The sequence below is a fragment of the uncultured Anaerobiospirillum sp. genome, from assembly GCF_902485895.1.
GTDB classification, from domain to species: Bacteria; Pseudomonadota; Gammaproteobacteria; order Enterobacterales; family Succinivibrionaceae; genus Anaerobiospirillum; species Anaerobiospirillum succiniciproducens.
In genome coordinates this window covers 38675-57274 of record NZ_CABTML010000071.1, presented here as the reverse complement: position 1 = coordinate 57274, position 18600 = coordinate 38675, and the positions used below count along the sequence as shown (strand labels likewise).

Sequence of the window (18600 nt, the reverse complement as noted above, 5' to 3'; positions counted from 1 at the left end):
TTAGAATTTTTCTAACATACACTTTCGGATTTTTCAAAAGCCGTGTTAGAATTTTTCTAACATACACTTTCGGATTTTTCAAAAGCCGTGTTAGAATTTTTCTAACATACACTTTCGGATTTTTCTAACATGCATATATGAATTTTCCAACATGCACTTTAGATTTTTTCTGATATGCATATCAGAATTATTCTTAAATCATATTTAAAATGATATCACTTGTTTATAATTTACTCATGGATGGAGAATATCGTAATGTATATTCATAGAACTGCAGAGAACGAATTCGATTCTCTCTGCAATAACTTCAAAGTTATACTTGTTAGCGGGATGCGACAAGTAGGCAAAAGTACTCTTTTGCAAAAATTAGTTACGGAAGAGCGTAACTACGTCAACTTAGATAATTCTGAAGACTATGAACTTGCCTCAAATGCACCAAGTGCGTTTTTTAGGCAGCATCAGCTACCTCTAATCATCGATGAAATTCAAAGAGTACCGCAATTATTTAGACAAGTTAAAGCCGAAATCGACAAAAGCGATGTATGCGGTCAAGTGTGGATTTCTGGATCTCAACGTTTTTCACTAATGCAAAATGTTGGAGACTCTTTGGCCGGAAGGATCTTCGAGGTTCATTTGATGCCACTAAGTATCTATGAGCGCGAAGGAAAAGGCCTAGTGCAGTCAATCTATATCCCCTCTGAGGATCTCAAAAACCATTTAGACCCAAGATCGCCTTCTGAAACATGGGACGTAATTTGGCAAGGTGCTTGGCCTAAGCTAACCAATATGAATTCTAAAGGGCGGAGTCAGTTCTTAGAGTCTTTTATACAAACTTTTCTTGAGAGAGATATAAGAACACTTGGAAACGTTGAGAAACTAGCTGAGTTCAAAAAATTCATTAAAGCTCTTGCCATACGCACTGGTCAAGAACTTAGAATTAACAAAATATCTGAACTAACTGGAGTGACAGAGCCAACGGTAAAAAGATGGCTAGGCATTGCAGAAGCAAGCGGCTTAATCTACCAACTCAAGCCGTTTTCAACAAATGCTACAAAGACACTCACAAAATCTCCTAAAATTTATTTTTGCGATACTGGATTAGCGGCCTACCTATGTGGATTCACAACGGCTGAAGAAATGCAACGATATACAAGTGCAGGTGCTTTTTTCGAAACATTCGTCATCACGGAGATTCTAAAAAGCTGGCGACATAATGGTCTAGAGCCAGACTTGTACTATTACCGAGATGCCAAGAAACAAATAGAAATCGATCTTTTAATTCATGCTAATGGCATGTACTACCCTGTTGAAATCAAAAAGTCAGAACAGCCAAATATTTCCATGACGCGACACTTTAGTGAGCTCGATAACTTGGGAGTTAAGAGAGGATTTGGTGCTGTTATCTGTAATTGTCCTTCGCACCGCTATCTAAGTGACAATGTTATTGCGCATAGCATTTGGCAAATTTAACTTTGCTCAATTATGAAAAAGGGCGACCATGTGGTCGCCCCCTTTTTTGGCTTGTTTCAAGCCGCCGCGTTGGTCGCAGCAGCTAATTAGCATTGATGCTTTTAGGCTTGCTCTACACCTAAAACCTCAAAGCCATCATCTGTAACTGCCTGAGATAAAGCCTCGTCAGTTACACTTTTATCTACACTCACACGAGCACACTTGTTCTCAAGTGAGACCTCGACTACTGAGCACCCCGCAACTGCATTTAAGGCCTTGGTGACGCTCTTGACGCAGTGCTGACAGCTCATGCCCTCGATCTTGATGATCTTTTCAATCGACTTTTCTCCTTTTGCATCGCCAGATCCTTGCACTTGTGCTGCTTGCATTTGTGTTGCTTGCGCTTGCAACGGATCGCTTGCAGATGGCTCGTGATCTTGATTGGTATTGTGCTCAGTTACTACAGTCTCTTGTGCATACACTAGAGATTGGGATGCTGATGGGCTTAGCATATCCTTGTTGCGATTGTACTTGCAAGCAACTTCGGTTACAGAAGGCTCACTCTTAGATGCACGAGTTGACAAAGCTGCGACGGTGGCATGAGCCTTGATGATAGAGAAGACAGACTCATGTGCGGCAAGGCCAACTCGAATATTGTTGGCATCAAAATACTTTAAGGCATCAGCAAGTGGCATGTTACGTAAACGCAGCGCGTTAGTCACCACGCACAGGGAGCTTAATGACATAAGTAAAGCGGCGATCATTGGATTGAGCTGCAAGCCTAAAGGTATAAATAAGACACCGGCTGCAAGCGGAATACAAATGATGTTATAGATGAATGCCCAGAATAAGTTTTCCTTGATGTTGCGAATAGTTAAACGGGACAGAGCAATAGCATCAACAACCTTGGTTAAGTCATTGCGTACTAAGATTACATCAGCACAAGAAGTAGCAATATCAGTAGCACCAGTCAGAGAGATACCAACATCTGCAGCACGCAATGAAGGGGCATCATTTACACCATCACCGAGCATGGCAGTAACAGCACCTTCATAGCTAAGCATCTTGATATATTGAGCTTTATCCTCTGGCATACAGCTGCCTAAATAAGACTTGATATCAAGCTGTGATGCTACATAAGAGACAACCTCTTCGCTATCACCTGATACCATCACAGGGCAAACGCCTAAGAGCTTAACATCGCTAGCAGCACCATATGCGCTGTCCTTGATCTGATCGCCAAGCTCGAAAATAGCGTAGCACTTAGTATCATCGAACAGATAAACGCTAATGTATTTCTTACCAATATGCTTACGCTCTTCTTTGATGTCAGGATCATATGGACGATCATCCACAGGATCAGTTGGCAACATTGCATGTGCTTGTGCAATAGTGTCGCATAAGAACTTCTTGGAGCCCATGTAGTAACGATGGCCATTAATAAGAGCAGTGACACCCTTACCCTCAAGATTATTAAAGTGCTCTACACTAAGATCTGCTGCAGCATTAAAGCTTACAGTGGCAACGTGTTCGCCATTAACAGCAGAACTTTGGAAGCCTACCTTCTCTGCGACATTGTTTGCATATGAAGTAATGGCCTTAGCAATTGGATGTTCACTACGAGTTTCTAAAGCATGGGCTACTCTTAAAACTTCACTAACACTAAGCTCATCTTCATGCAGGGCATTAACTGCCATCACATCCATCTTGCCTACAGTGACAGTACCTGTCTTATCAAAGATTAAGGTATTGATGCGGTGAAGATTCTCTAAAGCCTGAGGGCTCTTAAAGAGTACGCCTACAGATGCAGCACGTCCGGTGGCTACAGTAATAGCAGTTGGAGTTGCTAAGCCTAAAGCACAAGGGCAAGAGATCACTAAAACGCTTACTGCAAAGGTTAATGCTACATTGCCAGGGTAACCAGATAAGATCCAAATTGCACCAGTGATAATGGCAATTAAGATCACAGCTGGAACAAAGTAATATGCTACCTTATCTGCAAGACGAGCAATCGGAGCTTTTTGGCTATTGGCTTCGTTAACAAGCTCGATGATCTTAGATAAGGTGGTATCTTTACCCACTTTCTGTACGCGGTAAATCATATAGCCGCTAGTTAAGAAAGTAGCACTTTGAACTTGAGATCCATTCTCTTTCTTTACAGGCATAGGCTCGCCAGTTAAAGCAGACTCATCTACATAAGCAGAGCCCTCAATAACAATGCCATCTGCACCGATGCGATCGCCAAGACGCACCACGATCTCATCGCCTACCTTAACCTCGCTTAAAGGAATGCTCTCCTCATAGTACTTAGATGCGTCATATTGTGGCTCAGAGGCAAGATCTTTACCTTCCTTAGCACTAAGTAAGTTAGCTTTTGAAGCATTAGAAGAACTTGCAAGCTCATGATCGGATGTGTCGCAGCAGCCATTGTCTGTATCAGCGCTGCAGCAAGCACTTGCCAGGTTCTTAATTCGACGCACGGTAACGGTGGTTGGAGCAAGTTCTAACAAGGCATTATTGGCATCTAAAGCCTTAAGCTTGGCCTTGCTCTCAAGATAACGACCGACACTAACTAAGGTAAGGATGGTGGCACAAGACTCAAAGTACAGAGCATAGTCATGTGCATGGTCAACATTAAGTCCTTCTGGCATATGTGCCAATGCCGCGCATGAGTAGATAAATGATGCACCCACACTGATGGAGACTAAGGAGTCCATGTTTGGAGAGAACTTTACTAAGCCTTTAAAGCCTGAATTGAAGTAATTGTAATTAAGGGCAATGACGATCAAGCTCAGCACTAATTGTATGTAAGCATTGTCATGAGCAGAGTCTATGAAAATAATGCCAAACATCGGAGCCATGGAAATGCACATGAGCACGATAGTAACGGCAATGGAGGCAATTAGGATTTTAAAGAAGGCTGCCTCACGCTGCACAACTTCTTGAGTGTAAGCGCTTTGCTGCTTGGTGCCGATGGATAAATCGATGAGAGCTGCCTCATAACCAGCACCTTTAACTGCAGTTAAAATATCATCAGAGCTCAGGTTATCTTGATAGGTTACCGTCATCGTGTTTTGCAATAATTGCACGCTAACCTCATCAACTCCTTCAAGCTGACTTACGGCCCTCTCAATTCGCGCTTGGCATGCTGCGCAGGACATACCTTTAATCGAAAAACGCTCTTTGTGCACAAGACTCATGACTGAACCTATCGCCTTAATTCAAATAAATGCAGTCTAATTGACTGCTACAACTATACAAAGCGTCACTATTATTTGTGTTTTGCCAAAAGCTTCATGCAGATATTGCACAATCTGCTTATTACAAAAATACATGTGACCTAGGTCACAATTATATACTAAGCAACGCTGCAGTTTATATAACTCTTTGTAAAAGTTTGACTTCTTGTAACCCTTTAAATAAGCGAACAGCGACCAATTATGCGCTAAGAGATAACTACGCTTTAGCTCTACTTACTGCATGCAAATATCTGTAGCTATGAAAGCCTATACTCTATGCGATCGCTTGATGGAATGGAACCATGTTTAGAGTTGAGACTCAATGGGATAAATAGTTTTGCTTAATGCGTCTGTAGCTAAAAACAAGCTGTTGCATCAAGATGAAGAGAACTTTTGTGAGGTGCTAAATATTCGCTTTGGCATGTATGAGCAAAGTTTGATAAGTATCTGAACCACATATGCTCGCTATGCAGCAACTAAGCTTGGTTGGAAAGTGAAGATCTAAGAAGGATCGCCAAGGCATGTGGAGGACCTTGGCGTTAAACGTTAGGATCTGTCGAGGTAGATAATAGCAAACTTTTAACTACAGTTAGCAATAGGTTACTAAAATTATTTCAGACTAACTAAAGTTATCACAAAACAACAAACCCCGACTCACTATCTAACATTGATATATAAGCTATTTTACTCACAAAACATCAACCATCTTTGCCCCAAATAAGTTTCCAAATACGCACCATTTTGCATCAGTTGTTGATGGTTTTTTTATCATATTTTGTATTAATCACCATGCTCATTACCAATAATCTTTCGCTACATTAGCCATCACTTTATTAACTTTGCAATCCTGATCTCAACATCCTAATTAGCAACTGCATCGACTCCTGTTGATCTTGTTTGCAAGTTATTTTGCAAGCATGCTTTCCTCAGTGTTTAGTCGCTCTGCCTTTCTGTCTTTGTAGCATTCACTTGATGATCGCGTGGAGATCAGGTGCATTTGCCAGCCGTGCAAGATCATTGGCCAATCTCGGTTGTATGCCTCGCTGTTTAGCTTTTTGGTTGCCACCCGCCCAAAAAGACAAAGCCCCACAAGGATGAGCTTGCAGGGCTTTTGAGCGTATATGTAGCCAAGATCATGAGCGCATGCTCATGCATAAGCTAAGATCCTCGAGCTACTTAGGTTGTTTGTGCATGTAGCCAAGATCATGGGGCGACTTAGGATGCTTGTGCATGTAGCCAAGATCTTGGTGCTACTTAGGATGCTTGTGCATGTAGCCAAGATCTTGGTGCTACTTAGGATGCTTGTGCGATCTCTTTGATGTCGTATTGTTTAGACTTAACCCAATATAGTGGGCGCATGGCGTTGAGCACAGCAATGATACATAAGCCCACGTCACCAAGAATAGCTAGCCAAATATTGGCAATACCTAAAGCGCCTAAGATCAAAATAATCGCTTTAACTGCAATCACTAAGGCCATATTTTGTTTGGCTAAAGCATAGGTTCGACGAGCTAGTTCCACAGTCATTGGAATCTTTTTAAGATCGTCGTTCATAACTACGATGTCTGCAGCTTCAACTGCTGATGCAGAGCCAAACTGACCCATGGCAAAACCTACATCTGAAGATGCCAGTACCGGAGCATCATTGATACCGTCGCCAACGAAGCCGACAGTTTCATCATTGCTTTTAATCTTTTGTAAGGTGCTAAGCTTATCCTCTGGTAATTGCTGAGCATAGAAAGCACTGATATTGCAACGCTTGGCGATATCTGCAGCAACAGCGTTCTTATCGCCAGTAATCATGTAAGTTTTAATGCCTAAGTTATTAAGCTCCTGACATGCTACAGCTGCTGACTCCTTAATCTCATCAGCAAGAATAATGCGTCCTAAAGCTACATTATTCTCTACAACATACACCTCAGTGCCAGTAAGCTCGCTCTTTTGTACGCTAAGTCCGAGCTTTTCAGTTAAGAGCTGCTCTTTGCCTACATAAACTTCACTGCCATCCACGATGCCTTTAATGCCGTAACCAGTAATCTCATGCACGTCATCGGCTTTTTTAAGCTCAATACCCTGCTCTTGGCAGTAATTAACAATGGCCGCACCAATTGGATGAGTAGTTAGACTCTCTAGTGCATAGAGCTTTTCAAGTACACTCTGGCGCTTTAAGCTGTCATTAGCGGCAGCATCATCACCAAAGATCTTAATATCGATGACGGAGAACTTACCTTTAGTGATAGTACCGGTCTTGTCAAAAGCAATAGATTTAAGCTTAGACAAGGACTCAATATGAATAGAGCCTTTGACCATAACGCCGATCTTGGAGATCGCGCCTAAGCCACCAAAGAAAGATAAAGGAACTGACAGTACTAAAGCGCAAGGACAGGATACTACCAGGAACACTAAAGCACGGGTAATCCAGTTTGCATAGTCCTCATTTGGCATTACTAATGGAACTAATGCCATTAAGACTGCACAGCTTACGACAATTGGAGTGTAGTAGACACTAAAGCGAGTGATGAGCGCCTCTGGGCGTGATTTGTTAGCTGCAGCATCTTCAATCAGGTTGAGAAGACGAGTAATGGAGCTATTCTTACTATCCTTAGTAACGATAAGCTCAAAGACCTTACCAGTATTAATAACACCTGATGGTACTTCTTGACCCTTGGTAAATAATGCTGGCTCACTTTCACCAGTCAGAGCACTCATATCTACGGAGGCAGCTGCATCAACTAAAGTACCGTCTAAAGCTACCGACTCACCAGCTAGTACACGAATACGTGAGCCAATTTTGACCTTACGTGGACGTAAGATCTCCTCACTGCCATCCTCATTAATCACCCGCACCTTACTTGGCTTGAGCTTAATTAAAGATGAGATCTCATTGTGAGAACGAGCTGCTGCATACTCCTCGAATGCCTCACCGATTAAGTAGAAAACCATAACCGCTAAGGCCTCTGCAAAATCGCCTAAGCCATATGCACCGAAGGTAGCAACTGACATCAAGAATTTCTCGGACATGCGACGACGCATGAAGAGATCTTTAAAGGCAGCAATCAACACTGGATATGAAACAAACAAGTACACCGGAACACATAAAGCGATCTGCATATACAAGTTGTCAATCATGCCAGTTAGCAAAATGCCAATAGTTAAAAGGCCAAGCAACAGCCTCACCTTTAACTGAGTATTCATGGTCTGTAACATGATATTAGTCCGTCATTCCTTAGCTAAAGGGCACTTATGTGCCCCAAAGCAATACCAAACAGCTTAAAAACCAAATGGCGCTTACACCCACAACACTAGTCGCGTATGTTGATCTCGATGCCATCTTCCATGTCATCGGCGATCTTCTGTGCGCACTCAACAATGTGGTCCTCATCGGCATCATCAGCAACATCTAAGACCAAAGACTTCATTGGGAAGTTGATGCTAGCCTCGTCAATCTCAGCATGCTGCTTTAATAAGCCTTCTAACTTAGCTGCACAGTGAGGACAATCTAAACCGTTAATATCGCAACGTACCTTCATAAGAAAACCCTTTTAATATCGCCTTCAGGCTTAAGAAAGTATCATTGTTTGAGCCTATCTTTGCCTAAAGGACAGTAAGTAAGACAACACGTTAAATCTAAGAGTGCAGCACCATATCTAACACTTAACCTTAGATTACTATTTGAACAACTGTTCAAATACAATAACAGTATAACCTAGCATTTAGCTTTTGCAACATTGCTTAACAAAAAATTCTTTTGTCTGAACAAAGTCATATACACCAAAGCAAGCCAAAACAAGCCTAAAACCGCCTATACTCAGGGCTATGAGCCAGCCTTTTCATCAAAGAGTAGTGTTTGTGAACTTGTTTTGAAGATACTGACCTCTTGCCATGCAATAAATGGTGTTTGTAAGCAATTAGCTTTTGGAATGACATAGTTTGAACATATACGCATTTGGCGTACAAATCGCGGAACTACTTCACGCTTGTTAAGTTCATGGCAAAACTGAGTAACAAAACTGGCATCTAGCTCTTAAAGTAGTAAGCTTAATGAGTTGCTAGTCATTAATTGATGGCAGTGTTGCTACGGTTATAGGCGCTCAGGCGCTTAAGTCACTTGTTTTATACAGGAGCATGCTATGGGACTGACATTACTCAAGGTGGGCGCTTTCGACATGCCTTCATATTTAGAGGAAGAGCTTAAAAAGCGTGGTGAACTCTTTGTAGATAGCAAATTAGATGAAGCTCAAAGAGCAGAGGTTAGAGCCAAAACTGACTTTGTCATCGCATCTGGCATCTCAAAGTTTGCTCCAAGTGACTATGAGACTACTCCAAATCTCAAAGGCATCGTGTGTTTCTCCGTGGGCTACGATCAAATCGACGTTAACGAGGCCATTAGCCGCAATATCTTTGTAACCCATACTCCTGATGTGCTTAATGACGATGTGGCCAATACAGCCATGATGCTCTTGCTTGACTGCACCCGCCTAGCAAAGTTTGCTCAAGAACATATTGAAAACAAGCTGTGGGTTGCTAAAAAGCCATTTCCTCTAACCACTTCTATTGGTCATAAGAAGATGGGCATTGCAGGTCTTGGCCGTATTGGCAAGGAGATCGCCTCTCGCGCATTAGCATTCAAGATGGAGATTGGATACTACGGACGCCATGAGCAAAAAGATGTGCCTTATCACTACTTTGCTACCCTCAAAGACATGGCTGCATGGTCTGATGTTCTGATGCTTGCAATGCCAGCTACTGCAGATAACCGCCACTGTGTTAACAAGGAAATCCTCGAGGCTTTAGGCAAGGATGGCTATCTAATTAACATTGCTCGTGGCTCTATCGTTAACACTGAAGATCTAGTCGAGGCTCTCAAGAATCATACTATTGCAGGTGCTGGTCTTGATGTTTATGAAACTGAGCCATGCGCTCCTGAGGGCTTAATGGGCCTGCCAAATGTAGCACTGCAGCCTCATGCAGCCTCAGGCACTCATGATACCCGCAAAGCTATGGCTGATTTGGTCTTACAAAACTTAGACGCCATCATTGCAGGTCAAAAAGTTATCACACCTGTTCCTGGCACCCGCACCATCTAAACACGCCACTAGTTCTACTCAGCCATAGATCAACTAAATTGCACTAGTTGATCTATGCGCTCATCCCTGTGCTATCTTTAGCGCAACATGTGCCCTTTAAAATCACTACCAAGCATTCTGTTAGAGGCTCGCCCATGGTATCAGGCAAGCAATACCCTCATCACCATGGTCTCAGCTAGGTATAACAGGATCCCCCTGGTCTCAGCTAGCTATAACAGGATCACCATGGTCTCAGGCAAGCTGTAACGGGATCACCATGATCTTAGGCTTATGCATGAGCCATTGGTAGATGTGATTTTTACTTACTGTGACCTTAGTGTGTTTTATATTCATAACTGGATAGATATATGCTCAACCGCGCCGAATTTAACCAATTGCAAAGCCAGACGCTATCGCATATGGCGCGTAGCATGTATGTCTTTTATATTCAGCCGCAAGTGCGCCAAGGACACTCGCTTATCGACCCTGTTGATTTAAGCCGCAAGCTTATCTCTAGCAGTATGGCAATGCCTTGCAATCCAACTATCTATGATATTGAGATTGCTTTAAACGAGCTTGAGCAACATGGGCTCATTCATCGTCTTAATCAAGCACAGTCATGGCAAAATGCTTCGATTATTCTGCCTCTTTTTGCCCGTGAACTAGCTTTTGTACCGCAGCCACCATTTACCATGGTAGCTTCATGGCAACCAGGACCAGGTTTTAAGGATGCGGCACTACTTGCTGGCTTAGCTGACTTTTCCTACCAAGAGCAAGAGCTACGTTCATTTATCAATTATTGGATGGGCACCACCACTATGCGCACTCAAAGCGCATGGGAAAGAGCCTTCATAAAACGTCTGCTCAAGATGCGCTCAGCTGCCGAAATGGGCTCCATGCATCAACGTCGTCGTAGCTATGTAAAAGACTATAAAGACCGAGGCCGCAACGCCAACAATAGCAACGCAAGTTTTAATAACGGAAACTTTAACCACGGTAACTTTAATGGCGACGGCTTGAATGGTGGCTTTTCACCTGCGATGCAGTCCATACCAGAACGACACGCACCGTACACCACCTCGTCTCTTACCAAACGTGTGACTTTAAAGTCCATCATGACTGGCAAAGAGGATTATGAGATCACCGCTCCTGGCTATACTGCTGATGCTTATAAGCAAGCTGGACATAGTGGCTATGAAACCTATACTGCAGCCCAAGGCTACTCTGGCCAAACAGCGCCCGCCTCATCAAATTCAAACTATATGGGGCCAAGTAACTTTGGTAATCCAAGCGAGCAGCTGCCACCAAACAATGGCCCATATGGCAACCCAGTTCAAAACAATGGACCATATGGCAACCCAGTTCAAAATAATGGCCCATATGGACACCTTGGTCAAAATAACGGCCAATTTAGTAAGCAAGGACAAAACTACGGACCTAGCGACAATGCCATGATGTATCCTGGCGCTACTGAGCAGTATATTCCTATTCAAAGTAGCGACAATCCTAATGAAGCTGGATCTCAGTACGCTACAAATGGTTATTCAATGCCAGAAGCTGCGCAGCCAATTGCTCCACAACAAAGCTCTGATTCATCTTTTTATCCGCAACAAGCTCCAAGAGATCAGACAGCTGGTGACTTATCTTCACAGTTAAATCAGCCATCGCAGTTTAATGCTGACTTTCTGCAGCAACTTAAACATGAATTTGGCAGCAACTCTTCTCATACATATGATCCTGCATTAGATGCTGCCTATCAGCAACAAGTTGCAGCCAACGCAGCAACTGCTAGTGAGTCCTCGATGGCAACGTCAGTTGCAAATTCAAGGGCAACAATGAATGCCCCATCTAAACAGCAGCCCCATGCAAGTGGTTATGTACCGGCATCACATGGGAAGACGAGTTCAAACGAGGATGAGGATGTGCCTTTTTATAATCAGTCACCTAATCCATCAACACGCACTGATAAGTACATTCCCATTGATAGAAGCAAACTCAAGCTCGATTAATTTACTTTAACGTTAGCTCTACTAGCAGTGAGTGCTTTTTGCATGTCTTGAGCTGCTTACTATTCATACTATGCTTTTGTAGTATGATCGGGCAGGTTTTGGTTGATGTCTGTTAAGGAGATGAAATGGCAGCTCGCATTCTGTCTGCAAGAGGTCGCACCTTAGACCTGAGCAGTCCAAAGATCATGGGTATTTTAAATGTCACCCCTGACTCTTTTTCTGATGGCGGTAAGTTTGTAGGTTTAGAAAGTGCTATCGAACAAGCCCGTCGTATGGTCAATGAAGGCGCTGACATTATCGATATCGGCGGTGAGTCAACTCGCCCTGGTGCTGATTTGGTACCTGTTGAAGAAGAATTACGCCGTGTCGTTCCTGTAGTAAAAGCTATTGCCTCAGAGCTAGACGTAATGATTTCTGTAGACACTTCTACTCCTGAGGTCATGGAGCAATGCGTTGAGGCAGGTGCTCATCTTTGGAATGACATCCGTGCCCTGCAGCGTGATGGCGCTGTAGATATGGCTGCCAAGCTTGATGTAGGCGTTTGTTTAATGCACATGCAAGGCGATCCAAAGACCATGCAGATTAACCCGGTTTACACTGATGTGGTTAAAGAGGTTACTGAGTTCTTACGTGAACGCGCTAAGGCATGTACCGATGCTGGCATCTCAGAAGATAAAATCATCTTAGATCCAGGCTTTGGTTTCGGTAAGACTCTTAAAGAGAACTACCAACTGTTAAATCACTTACCAAAGCTCATCGATGGCACTAACTTCCACCTGCTCTCAGCTCTTTCTCGCAAGTCCATGGTTGGTGTTGCTGTGACCGGTATTACCGTACCAGCTGAGCGTGTAGTTGCCTCAGTTACTGCTGCTTTCTACTCCTTCATGCAGGGTGCACATATGGTGCGCGTACATGATGTTAAGGAGACTAAAGAGGCTTTGCAGGTATTTAACGCTATTAAGCAGTACAACTAAACACCCCTTTTTCCTTCAAAGCTAAAGCTCGTTAAGGGCTTTAGCTTGTGCATATCTCGCCCTTTCATGGCTTTAGCTTGGCCTATCGCATCCTTTCATCGCTCTAGCTTACGCCTATCACGCCCTTTATGGCTTTAGCTTGGCCGATCGCATCCTTTCATGTCTTTAGCTTGTGCCTATCCACATACTCTCTACTGTTAATTGCTCCTTGTTGCTTAAGTTTTGTGCTACATGTTAATCAGCCGTGCAAACACAAACTAAGATGTAAAATTTGATCAACTTCTAAATTTTTTAAGCACTACTATTATTTTTGTTGTATTCTGTTGGCCTGTAGTTAGCGACACCTTACTAAATACTCAGGTAGGCTAAAAACTTTAGATGGCTATCTAATAGCTAGAATTGATTAACTGATGGGGAGCTTAACATGTTGGGAAGCATTGTCGTAGCTGCACTATTTCCTGCCGCAGCAGCTGCTTTAGTCATCTCACTGATTCCGCCACGTATCTTAGGCATCACAGGCAAGGCTTTAAGTCTTGTGGCCACTGGCCTTCTTTTGACTCTCTCTCTTACCCATCTGTTACCTGAGGCCATTGAAGAGGGCTCTGATATCCACGATATCGGTCTTACTATCTTAATTACCATTATGGTATTAGTGGCCATAGAGATGTTCTTTAACTCAAATCATCACAGCCAAACTTGTCCTGTCTGTGCTGCCAATGAGCAGACTAAGACCTACGCAAAAGAGCATAATTTCCATCCAAATGACAAGGTTGATACCAACGCTAAGGACAAGTCAGTAGCTAACTCAATGATTACTAGCATCGTTAAGCCACTCAATACAGCTAACGATACTCTGTCAAAATCAGCAGCTTTTGATGCTGCTCATAAGGCAAGCTGCACCGATCCAAACTGCTCTTGCCACCATGAGCATTACCACGACCATCAGCATGCACCTGCTAGCGTATGCAGTTGCGGTCAGGTACACACTATCGATCCAGAGCATCCAGATAAGCGCTCAACTCTCCATCATCTAGGTCATTCACATGGATTTGATCTTAGAGGTAGAGACTTTGTTGATGCCACAAGACGTGCTGATGAAAACGCCGCTTTAGGCAAGGGCTCAATTAAGGAAGGTCTGAGCAATGGCGGTGCTCCTATCTTAGCTGGCGCACTGTTCCACTCTATTTGCGATGGTATTGTGCTCGCATCATCCTTCATGGTCGATTTTAATGTCGGCGTGGCTGTTACTGCAGCCATTATTGCTCACGAGATGCCTCAGCAGCTTAGTAACTATGTATTGATGCTTAACTTTGGCATGAGCCGCAAGCAAGGCTTTATTGTCAATCTAACTGCTATGTTAGGCTCGCTTATTGGCGCTATCGTTTTCTATAACATCTTAGATAAAGCCGAGAATATCTTGCCATTTGCCCTTGCAGTTGCTGGCGGTTCATTCATCTATGTAGCGCTCTCAGACATCTTGCCTCGTATTAATCGACCAGATAACAAGCGCATGATGGTCATAAGCTACAGCTATCTAGTCATTGGCGCAGCCATTGCGATGATGCTAAGCCACCATCACTAAGATAAAAATCAAACTAAAAAGGCCCCGATCAAAGTTAATGATCGGGGCCTTTTTAGTAGAGCAAGATACGGCATCAAAAGAGCCGCACCTTACTTAATAGCTTATGCGCTTAGATTAAACGTACTTGAAGTCAAGCTCTTTAATCTTCTGTGACCAAACCTGTGGGCCAACAGCGTGGATGTTATTACCCTCAGCGTCAACAGCTACGGTTACAGGCATATCTTCTACCTTGAACTCGTAGATAGCTTCCATGCCGAGATCTTCGAATGCTAATACCTTAGCAGACTTAATAGCCTTGGAAACTAAGTAAGCAGCGCCACCAACAGCCATCAGGTAAGCAGCCTTGTGCTTCTTAATGGACTCAACTGCAGCAGGGCCGCGCTCGGACTTACCGATCATGCCAAAGAGGCCGGTCTCGGAGAGCATGGTCTCAACGAACTTGTCCATACGAGTTGAAGTGGTTGGGCCAGCTGGGCCTACAACCTCATCGCCGACAGCTGGAACTGGGCCAACGTAGTAAATGAACTTACCCTTGAAATCAACGCCATCAGGTAAAGGCTCACCCTTAGCAATCATGTCGCAAATACGCTTGTGGGCAGCGTCACGACCAGTGAGGATGGTGCCTGTTAATAACAGGGTGTCACCCATCTTCCAGGTAGCAACCTCTTCCTTAGTTAAGGTGTCGAGATTTACCTTCTTAACATTATCGTTACCTCCGAGCTCAATCTCTGGGTAGTCGTCTAATGATGGAGGAGTGAAGGTAGCTGGACCTGAACCGTCTAAGGTGAAGTCGATGTGACGGGTAGCAGCACAGTTAGGGATGATGGTGGTTGCCTTTGACACAGCGTGGCAAGGATAGGTCTTTACCTTAACGTCTAATACAGTGGTAAGACCGCCTAAGCCCTGAGCACCGATACCGAGCTTGTTGATCTTCTCATAAAGCTCAAGACGGAGCTCCTCATCAGCATTCTGTGGGCCGCGCTTGATGAGGTCCTGAATGTCGATGTGCTCGTTTAAAGCTTCCTTAGCAAGCAGAGCAGACTTTTCTGGAGTACCGCCAACGCCAACGCCTAAAATACCTGGTGGGCACCAGCCAGCACCCATCTTAGGGATTTCGCCAAGAATCCAATCAACGATAGAGTCAGATGGGTTGAGCATCTTCATGTGGGTCTTGTTCTCAGAACCACCGCCCTTAGCAGCGATAGAAACGGTAACCTTATCACCCTTTACCATTTCAATGTGAACAACAGCAGGAGCATTGTCCTTAGTGTTTAAACGCTTGCCTACTGGGTCAGTGAGAACAGACTTACGCAGAGGGTTGGTCTCTGAGCAGTATGCACGACGGGTACCCTCATCAACCATCTCCTGAACGGTCATGTCGCCCTCGAACTGAACGTTCATACCGATCTTAACGAAGCAGGTTACGGCACCAGTGTCCTGACATAATGGACGATGGCCAATTGCACACATCTTGGAATTCTTTAAGATCTGAGCGATAGCAGCCTTAGCAGATGGGTTCTGCTCAATGTCATAGGCGTGCTTCATGGCCTCAAGGAAGTCATGAGGATGGTAGTAGGAAATGAACTGCAATGCCTCGTAAATGGAGTCAATGAAGTCCTGATTCTTAATTAATGTCATGCCGGGCATCCTTTTCCATTTTTAAACTTCGGAGGTGTATCTCCTAGGAGACAATTAGTCGTCTTAAGCCTAATACAGCAAATTAACTGCCCAAAAGACAGATAGCTTAATGACTGATGCTGCCTAATTGCCTAACTCATGATTATACTCGCAAGCGAAAAAGTAAAGCATCAATTATGAATTGTGACTGTGAAGTCACTAAAGCATTTCATATAGTTTTCTTTAACTTGCCAAGATACAACCACATCTTAATAGCCAAAGTCATTGCCCTAAGTTGTTAAAGTACCTGCTCAAATCCCGTCAGCACAAGCTTTGTACGCTTATATCTAATGCTGTGAAGGTACTAGAAATTACCTTTATCTGTACCTAACTTAGCTATGAGACGGTACTTTCATCACCATAAAGATTTACCCAAAAACTGCACCAAAAACAGCACTTGATGCAAAAATTGCAATCCCCCTATTCCATACACATCATTAATTGCACTACTCACTGCAATTTTTGCAAAAGGTGGTTACTGCAGATACTCACTGCTGATGTCACTTAACTACGATTTGGTAGCCTCCGAGCGATTACACTCATCATTTTTTGAAATTTTTCACCATAATTGGTACAAAAACAGTCACTTTAGAATGAAAGATTAAGAAACTTTGTCAAATCTCTTACCTTTCTTGATGTACAAGTACCTGACAGATTAGCGCGATTTTACGTATAGCTCTTGCTTTTTGCTATCGTAAAAGTAAAGCGTTTTGGCAAAATCATAAACCCTACCTCAAGCAGCTCTATCCCAAATATCTAGGCTTTAAGCTTTTGCAAAGTTTGCATAGCTGCTTGTCTTATGTGTAAGAGCCAAGTTGCATGGCACACCAATTGCACTTTGCCCTGATATGAGTCATTGCAACGTCTTTTTCCGACGTGCGCCTCGTTTTGCAAGCTTTATTCAACTTTATGTAGTCCAAAATGCCTTACAATACGTGGTGCAAAATGGCTGATGGGTCTCATCAGTTCGCTCAGGAAGAGAAAAAATAACTATCTGTCGACATAAGAGCGTTTTAGGATGGTGCAAATCCTGACTAGTTATCCGCACTCTTATGCTTTTTACAGTGTTTTGTTGCATAATTAGACAAGTGTATGAGTAGTGTAGGTTTACACACAAGATAAGAGCTTAATTCTTGGTTCTAAATCGTTTTGTCCCAAGATTGCCAATGCTTTGTTTGAACCACCTCTAGATGATGCACTTTGCAACTCATACAGTTTAGATAAATTAAGGATGCACTAAGTGGCATGTGACAGCCTTAGCATAAGACAATAAACTCTATTGAGCTTAGGCTAAAGTAAGGGCTATCATCACTTACTTTTGTAAGACCACACTTGCATCTAATAGCAATAGTAATAAGGGCTCTCAGTATGCTAGTAACGATCGCTGTGATTATCATCGTGCTTGCTACGTTCATGCTTATCATTTACAACATGTATTCTGATTACATGACCAAGCGCGAAGAAGACATGCGTATTATCTACACACGCTGCCGCAATATCGTCACCGAGACTGAAGAATTACTCATCAATCAGAACCAGTTGCCATACTCAAAGACTATCGTTCTGATTATGCGTAACCGTATTCTTACAGCTTTAAAACATCTCAAGGGTGACCCTACCGCACGTGGTATCGAAGACCGCATTGCTGAGCAGACCAACCTCATCAACGATATTCAGAAGAACTATCGTGAGGATCTGGCCTTTAGAACCCCAGAGAACGACAACATCGCTGTTTTACAGTTACGTACCATTCGTCGTTTAAGAAAGATTATTCAGTCAGAGTTACGTTCAGGTACTCCTGTTGACGTAAACCTCTGCCAAAAAGAAGACCGTCGTCTTAAGCTCTTAGTCTTAAAGATCAACATCTCTTCTTTAATTCAGAACGTTACTATCATGAGAGAGGCTCATCAGGTTGGTTCATGCCGTACCCTGATTACCAAGGGCCTTGATGTTATCCGCCGCTCTGGCATCAAGGATAACTGGCTCATGGATAAGTCTGATGTCTTAACCAATATGCTTCACGACCTTGAAAATCAGGTTCGTGAAAAGAGCAAGGAAGAAGTCGAGCGCGTCAACGAGAAGTCCGAGACTGATGCAGAGCTTGACGAGATTTTCGGAGACAAGAAGAAGTGGTAATAACCGCCACTCTCTGAGCCCAAACAATGCCCTCTTTTGAGGGCATTTTCATTTGTATCAAACCCGAAACTGCCAAACAGTATCATCCTCATTAATCGACTTTCCAGAAGGCCGCCCCTGCTTTCTCATTGCTTAGAGCTACAGTTGCTGCCAAAACATATGATGCAGACAGCTAAGCAGCTGCAACCTCTCTTTGTTGTTAATTGCACTTTGGGCTGCACGCTCTTTACCGCACGTTATATTAATTACAGTACGCTTATAAGCGTATACGCATATGAGCATAGTCATGGCATACATGTGCATAAACAGAAATGTAGTCCCAATAGAGGCTTAGCCTAGCCCAAATTCTATTAAACGATTATATGAGCTCTAAACACAAAAAAGCCCCATGGCCCAGCCCAAGACCTTGGACAAACCCATGAGGCAATTGTGGTACTACTAAAGTGACGCTTGTTAGTAGTACTTAAG

General features: G+C 43.3%; 10 protein-coding genes. 6 read left to right on the top strand and 4 right to left on the bottom strand.

The window, feature by feature from the left end; genetic code table 11:
- Window positions 1–255 precede the first annotated feature (255 nt).
- Window positions 256–1470, top strand: coding sequence for an ATP-binding protein (locus RDO37_RS06080; RefSeq protein ID WP_308498448.1), 1215 nt, complete (start codon window positions 256–258; stop codon window positions 1468–1470).
- Window positions 1471–1571: 101 nt separating this feature from the next.
- Here RDO37_RS06080 and RDO37_RS06075 read toward each other — a convergent pair whose 3' ends face one another.
- The 3 genes from RDO37_RS06075 to RDO37_RS06065 form a co-directional block, all read right to left on the bottom strand.
- Entirely contained in the window at window positions 1572–4649 is a 3078-nt protein-coding gene (locus RDO37_RS06075; RefSeq protein ID WP_308498447.1) for a heavy metal translocating P-type ATPase, read from the bottom strand.
- Window positions 4650–5981: 1332 nt separating this feature from the next.
- On the bottom strand, window positions 5982–7895 hold the full coding sequence (locus tag RDO37_RS06070) for a heavy metal translocating P-type ATPase (protein ID WP_308498446.1): 1914 nt from the start codon (window positions 7893–7895) through the stop codon (window positions 5982–5984).
- A 95-nt stretch (window positions 7896–7990) separates the two neighbouring features.
- Window positions 7991–8218 carry a cation transporter gene (locus tag RDO37_RS06065; RefSeq protein WP_281709464.1) on the bottom strand — a complete coding sequence of 76 codons (228 nt, stop codon included), beginning with the start codon at window positions 8216–8218 and terminating at the stop codon, window positions 7991–7993.
- A gap of 600 nt (window positions 8219–8818) precedes the next feature.
- Here RDO37_RS06065 and RDO37_RS06060 point away from each other — a divergent pair.
- The 4 genes from RDO37_RS06060 (at window position 8819) to RDO37_RS06045 (ending at window position 14319) form a co-directional block, all read left to right on the top strand.
- A complete protein-coding gene (locus RDO37_RS06060; RefSeq protein ID WP_308498445.1) occupies window positions 8819–9775 on the top strand; it encodes a 2-hydroxyacid dehydrogenase in 957 nt (318 codons plus the stop codon).
- Between the two features lie 410 nt (window positions 9776–10185).
- Window positions 10186–11763: a DnaT-like ssDNA-binding domain-containing protein gene (locus tag RDO37_RS06055; RefSeq protein WP_308498444.1), complete on the top strand. Its 1578-nt coding sequence runs from the start codon at window positions 10186–10188 to the stop codon at window positions 11761–11763.
- Between the two features lie 125 nt (window positions 11764–11888).
- On the top strand, window positions 11889–12737 hold the full coding sequence (folP, locus tag RDO37_RS06050) for a dihydropteroate synthase (RefSeq protein ID WP_308498443.1): 849 nt from the start codon (window positions 11889–11891) through the stop codon (window positions 12735–12737).
- Window positions 12738–13161: 424 nt separating this feature from the next.
- Window positions 13162–14319 (top strand): ZIP family metal transporter, encoded by a 1158-nt coding sequence (locus tag RDO37_RS06045; RefSeq protein ID WP_308498442.1) that lies wholly within the window; start codon window positions 13162–13164, stop codon window positions 14317–14319.
- Window positions 14320–14433: 114 nt separating this feature from the next.
- Here the strand turns inward: RDO37_RS06045 and RDO37_RS06040 are convergent, their stop codons facing one another.
- Window positions 14434–15957 (bottom strand): fumarate hydratase, encoded by a 1524-nt coding sequence (locus RDO37_RS06040; protein WP_308498441.1) that lies wholly within the window; start codon window positions 15955–15957, stop codon window positions 14434–14436.
- A 1407-nt stretch (window positions 15958–17364) separates the two neighbouring features.
- Here RDO37_RS06040 and RDO37_RS06035 point away from each other — a divergent pair.
- A complete protein-coding gene (locus RDO37_RS06035; RefSeq protein WP_027939415.1) occupies window positions 17365–18132 on the top strand; it encodes a hypothetical protein in 768 nt (255 codons plus the stop codon).
- The last annotated feature ends 468 nt before the right edge of the window (window positions 18133–18600 follow it).

Excerpts from the sequence above, each read along its gene's own strand:
- RDO37_RS06080 (WP_308498448.1), top strand. The coding sequence starts at position 256 with ATGTATATTCATAGAACTGCAGAGAACGAATTCGATTCTCTCTGCAAT.
- RDO37_RS06075 (WP_308498447.1), bottom strand. The coding sequence starts at position 4,649 with ATGAGTCTTGTGCACAAAGAGCGTTTTTCGATTAAAGGTATGTCCTGC.
- RDO37_RS06070 (WP_308498446.1), bottom strand. The coding sequence starts at position 7,895 with ATGTTACAGACCATGAATACTCAGTTAAAGGTGAGGCTGTTGCTTGGC.
- RDO37_RS06065 (WP_281709464.1), bottom strand. The coding sequence starts at position 8,218 with ATGAAGGTACGTTGCGATATTAACGGTTTAGATTGTCCTCACTGTGCA.
- RDO37_RS06060 (WP_308498445.1), top strand. The coding sequence starts at position 8,819 with ATGGGACTGACATTACTCAAGGTGGGCGCTTTCGACATGCCTTCATAT.
- RDO37_RS06055 (WP_308498444.1), top strand. The coding sequence starts at position 10,186 with ATGTATGTCTTTTATATTCAGCCGCAAGTGCGCCAAGGACACTCGCTT.
- folP (WP_308498443.1), top strand. The coding sequence starts at position 11,889 with ATGGCAGCTCGCATTCTGTCTGCAAGAGGTCGCACCTTAGACCTGAGC.
- RDO37_RS06045 (WP_308498442.1), top strand. The coding sequence starts at position 13,162 with ATGTTGGGAAGCATTGTCGTAGCTGCACTATTTCCTGCCGCAGCAGCT.
- RDO37_RS06040 (WP_308498441.1), bottom strand. The coding sequence starts at position 15,957 with ATGACATTAATTAAGAATCAGGACTTCATTGACTCCATTTACGAGGCA.
- RDO37_RS06035 (WP_027939415.1), top strand. The coding sequence starts at position 17,365 with ATGCTAGTAACGATCGCTGTGATTATCATCGTGCTTGCTACGTTCATG.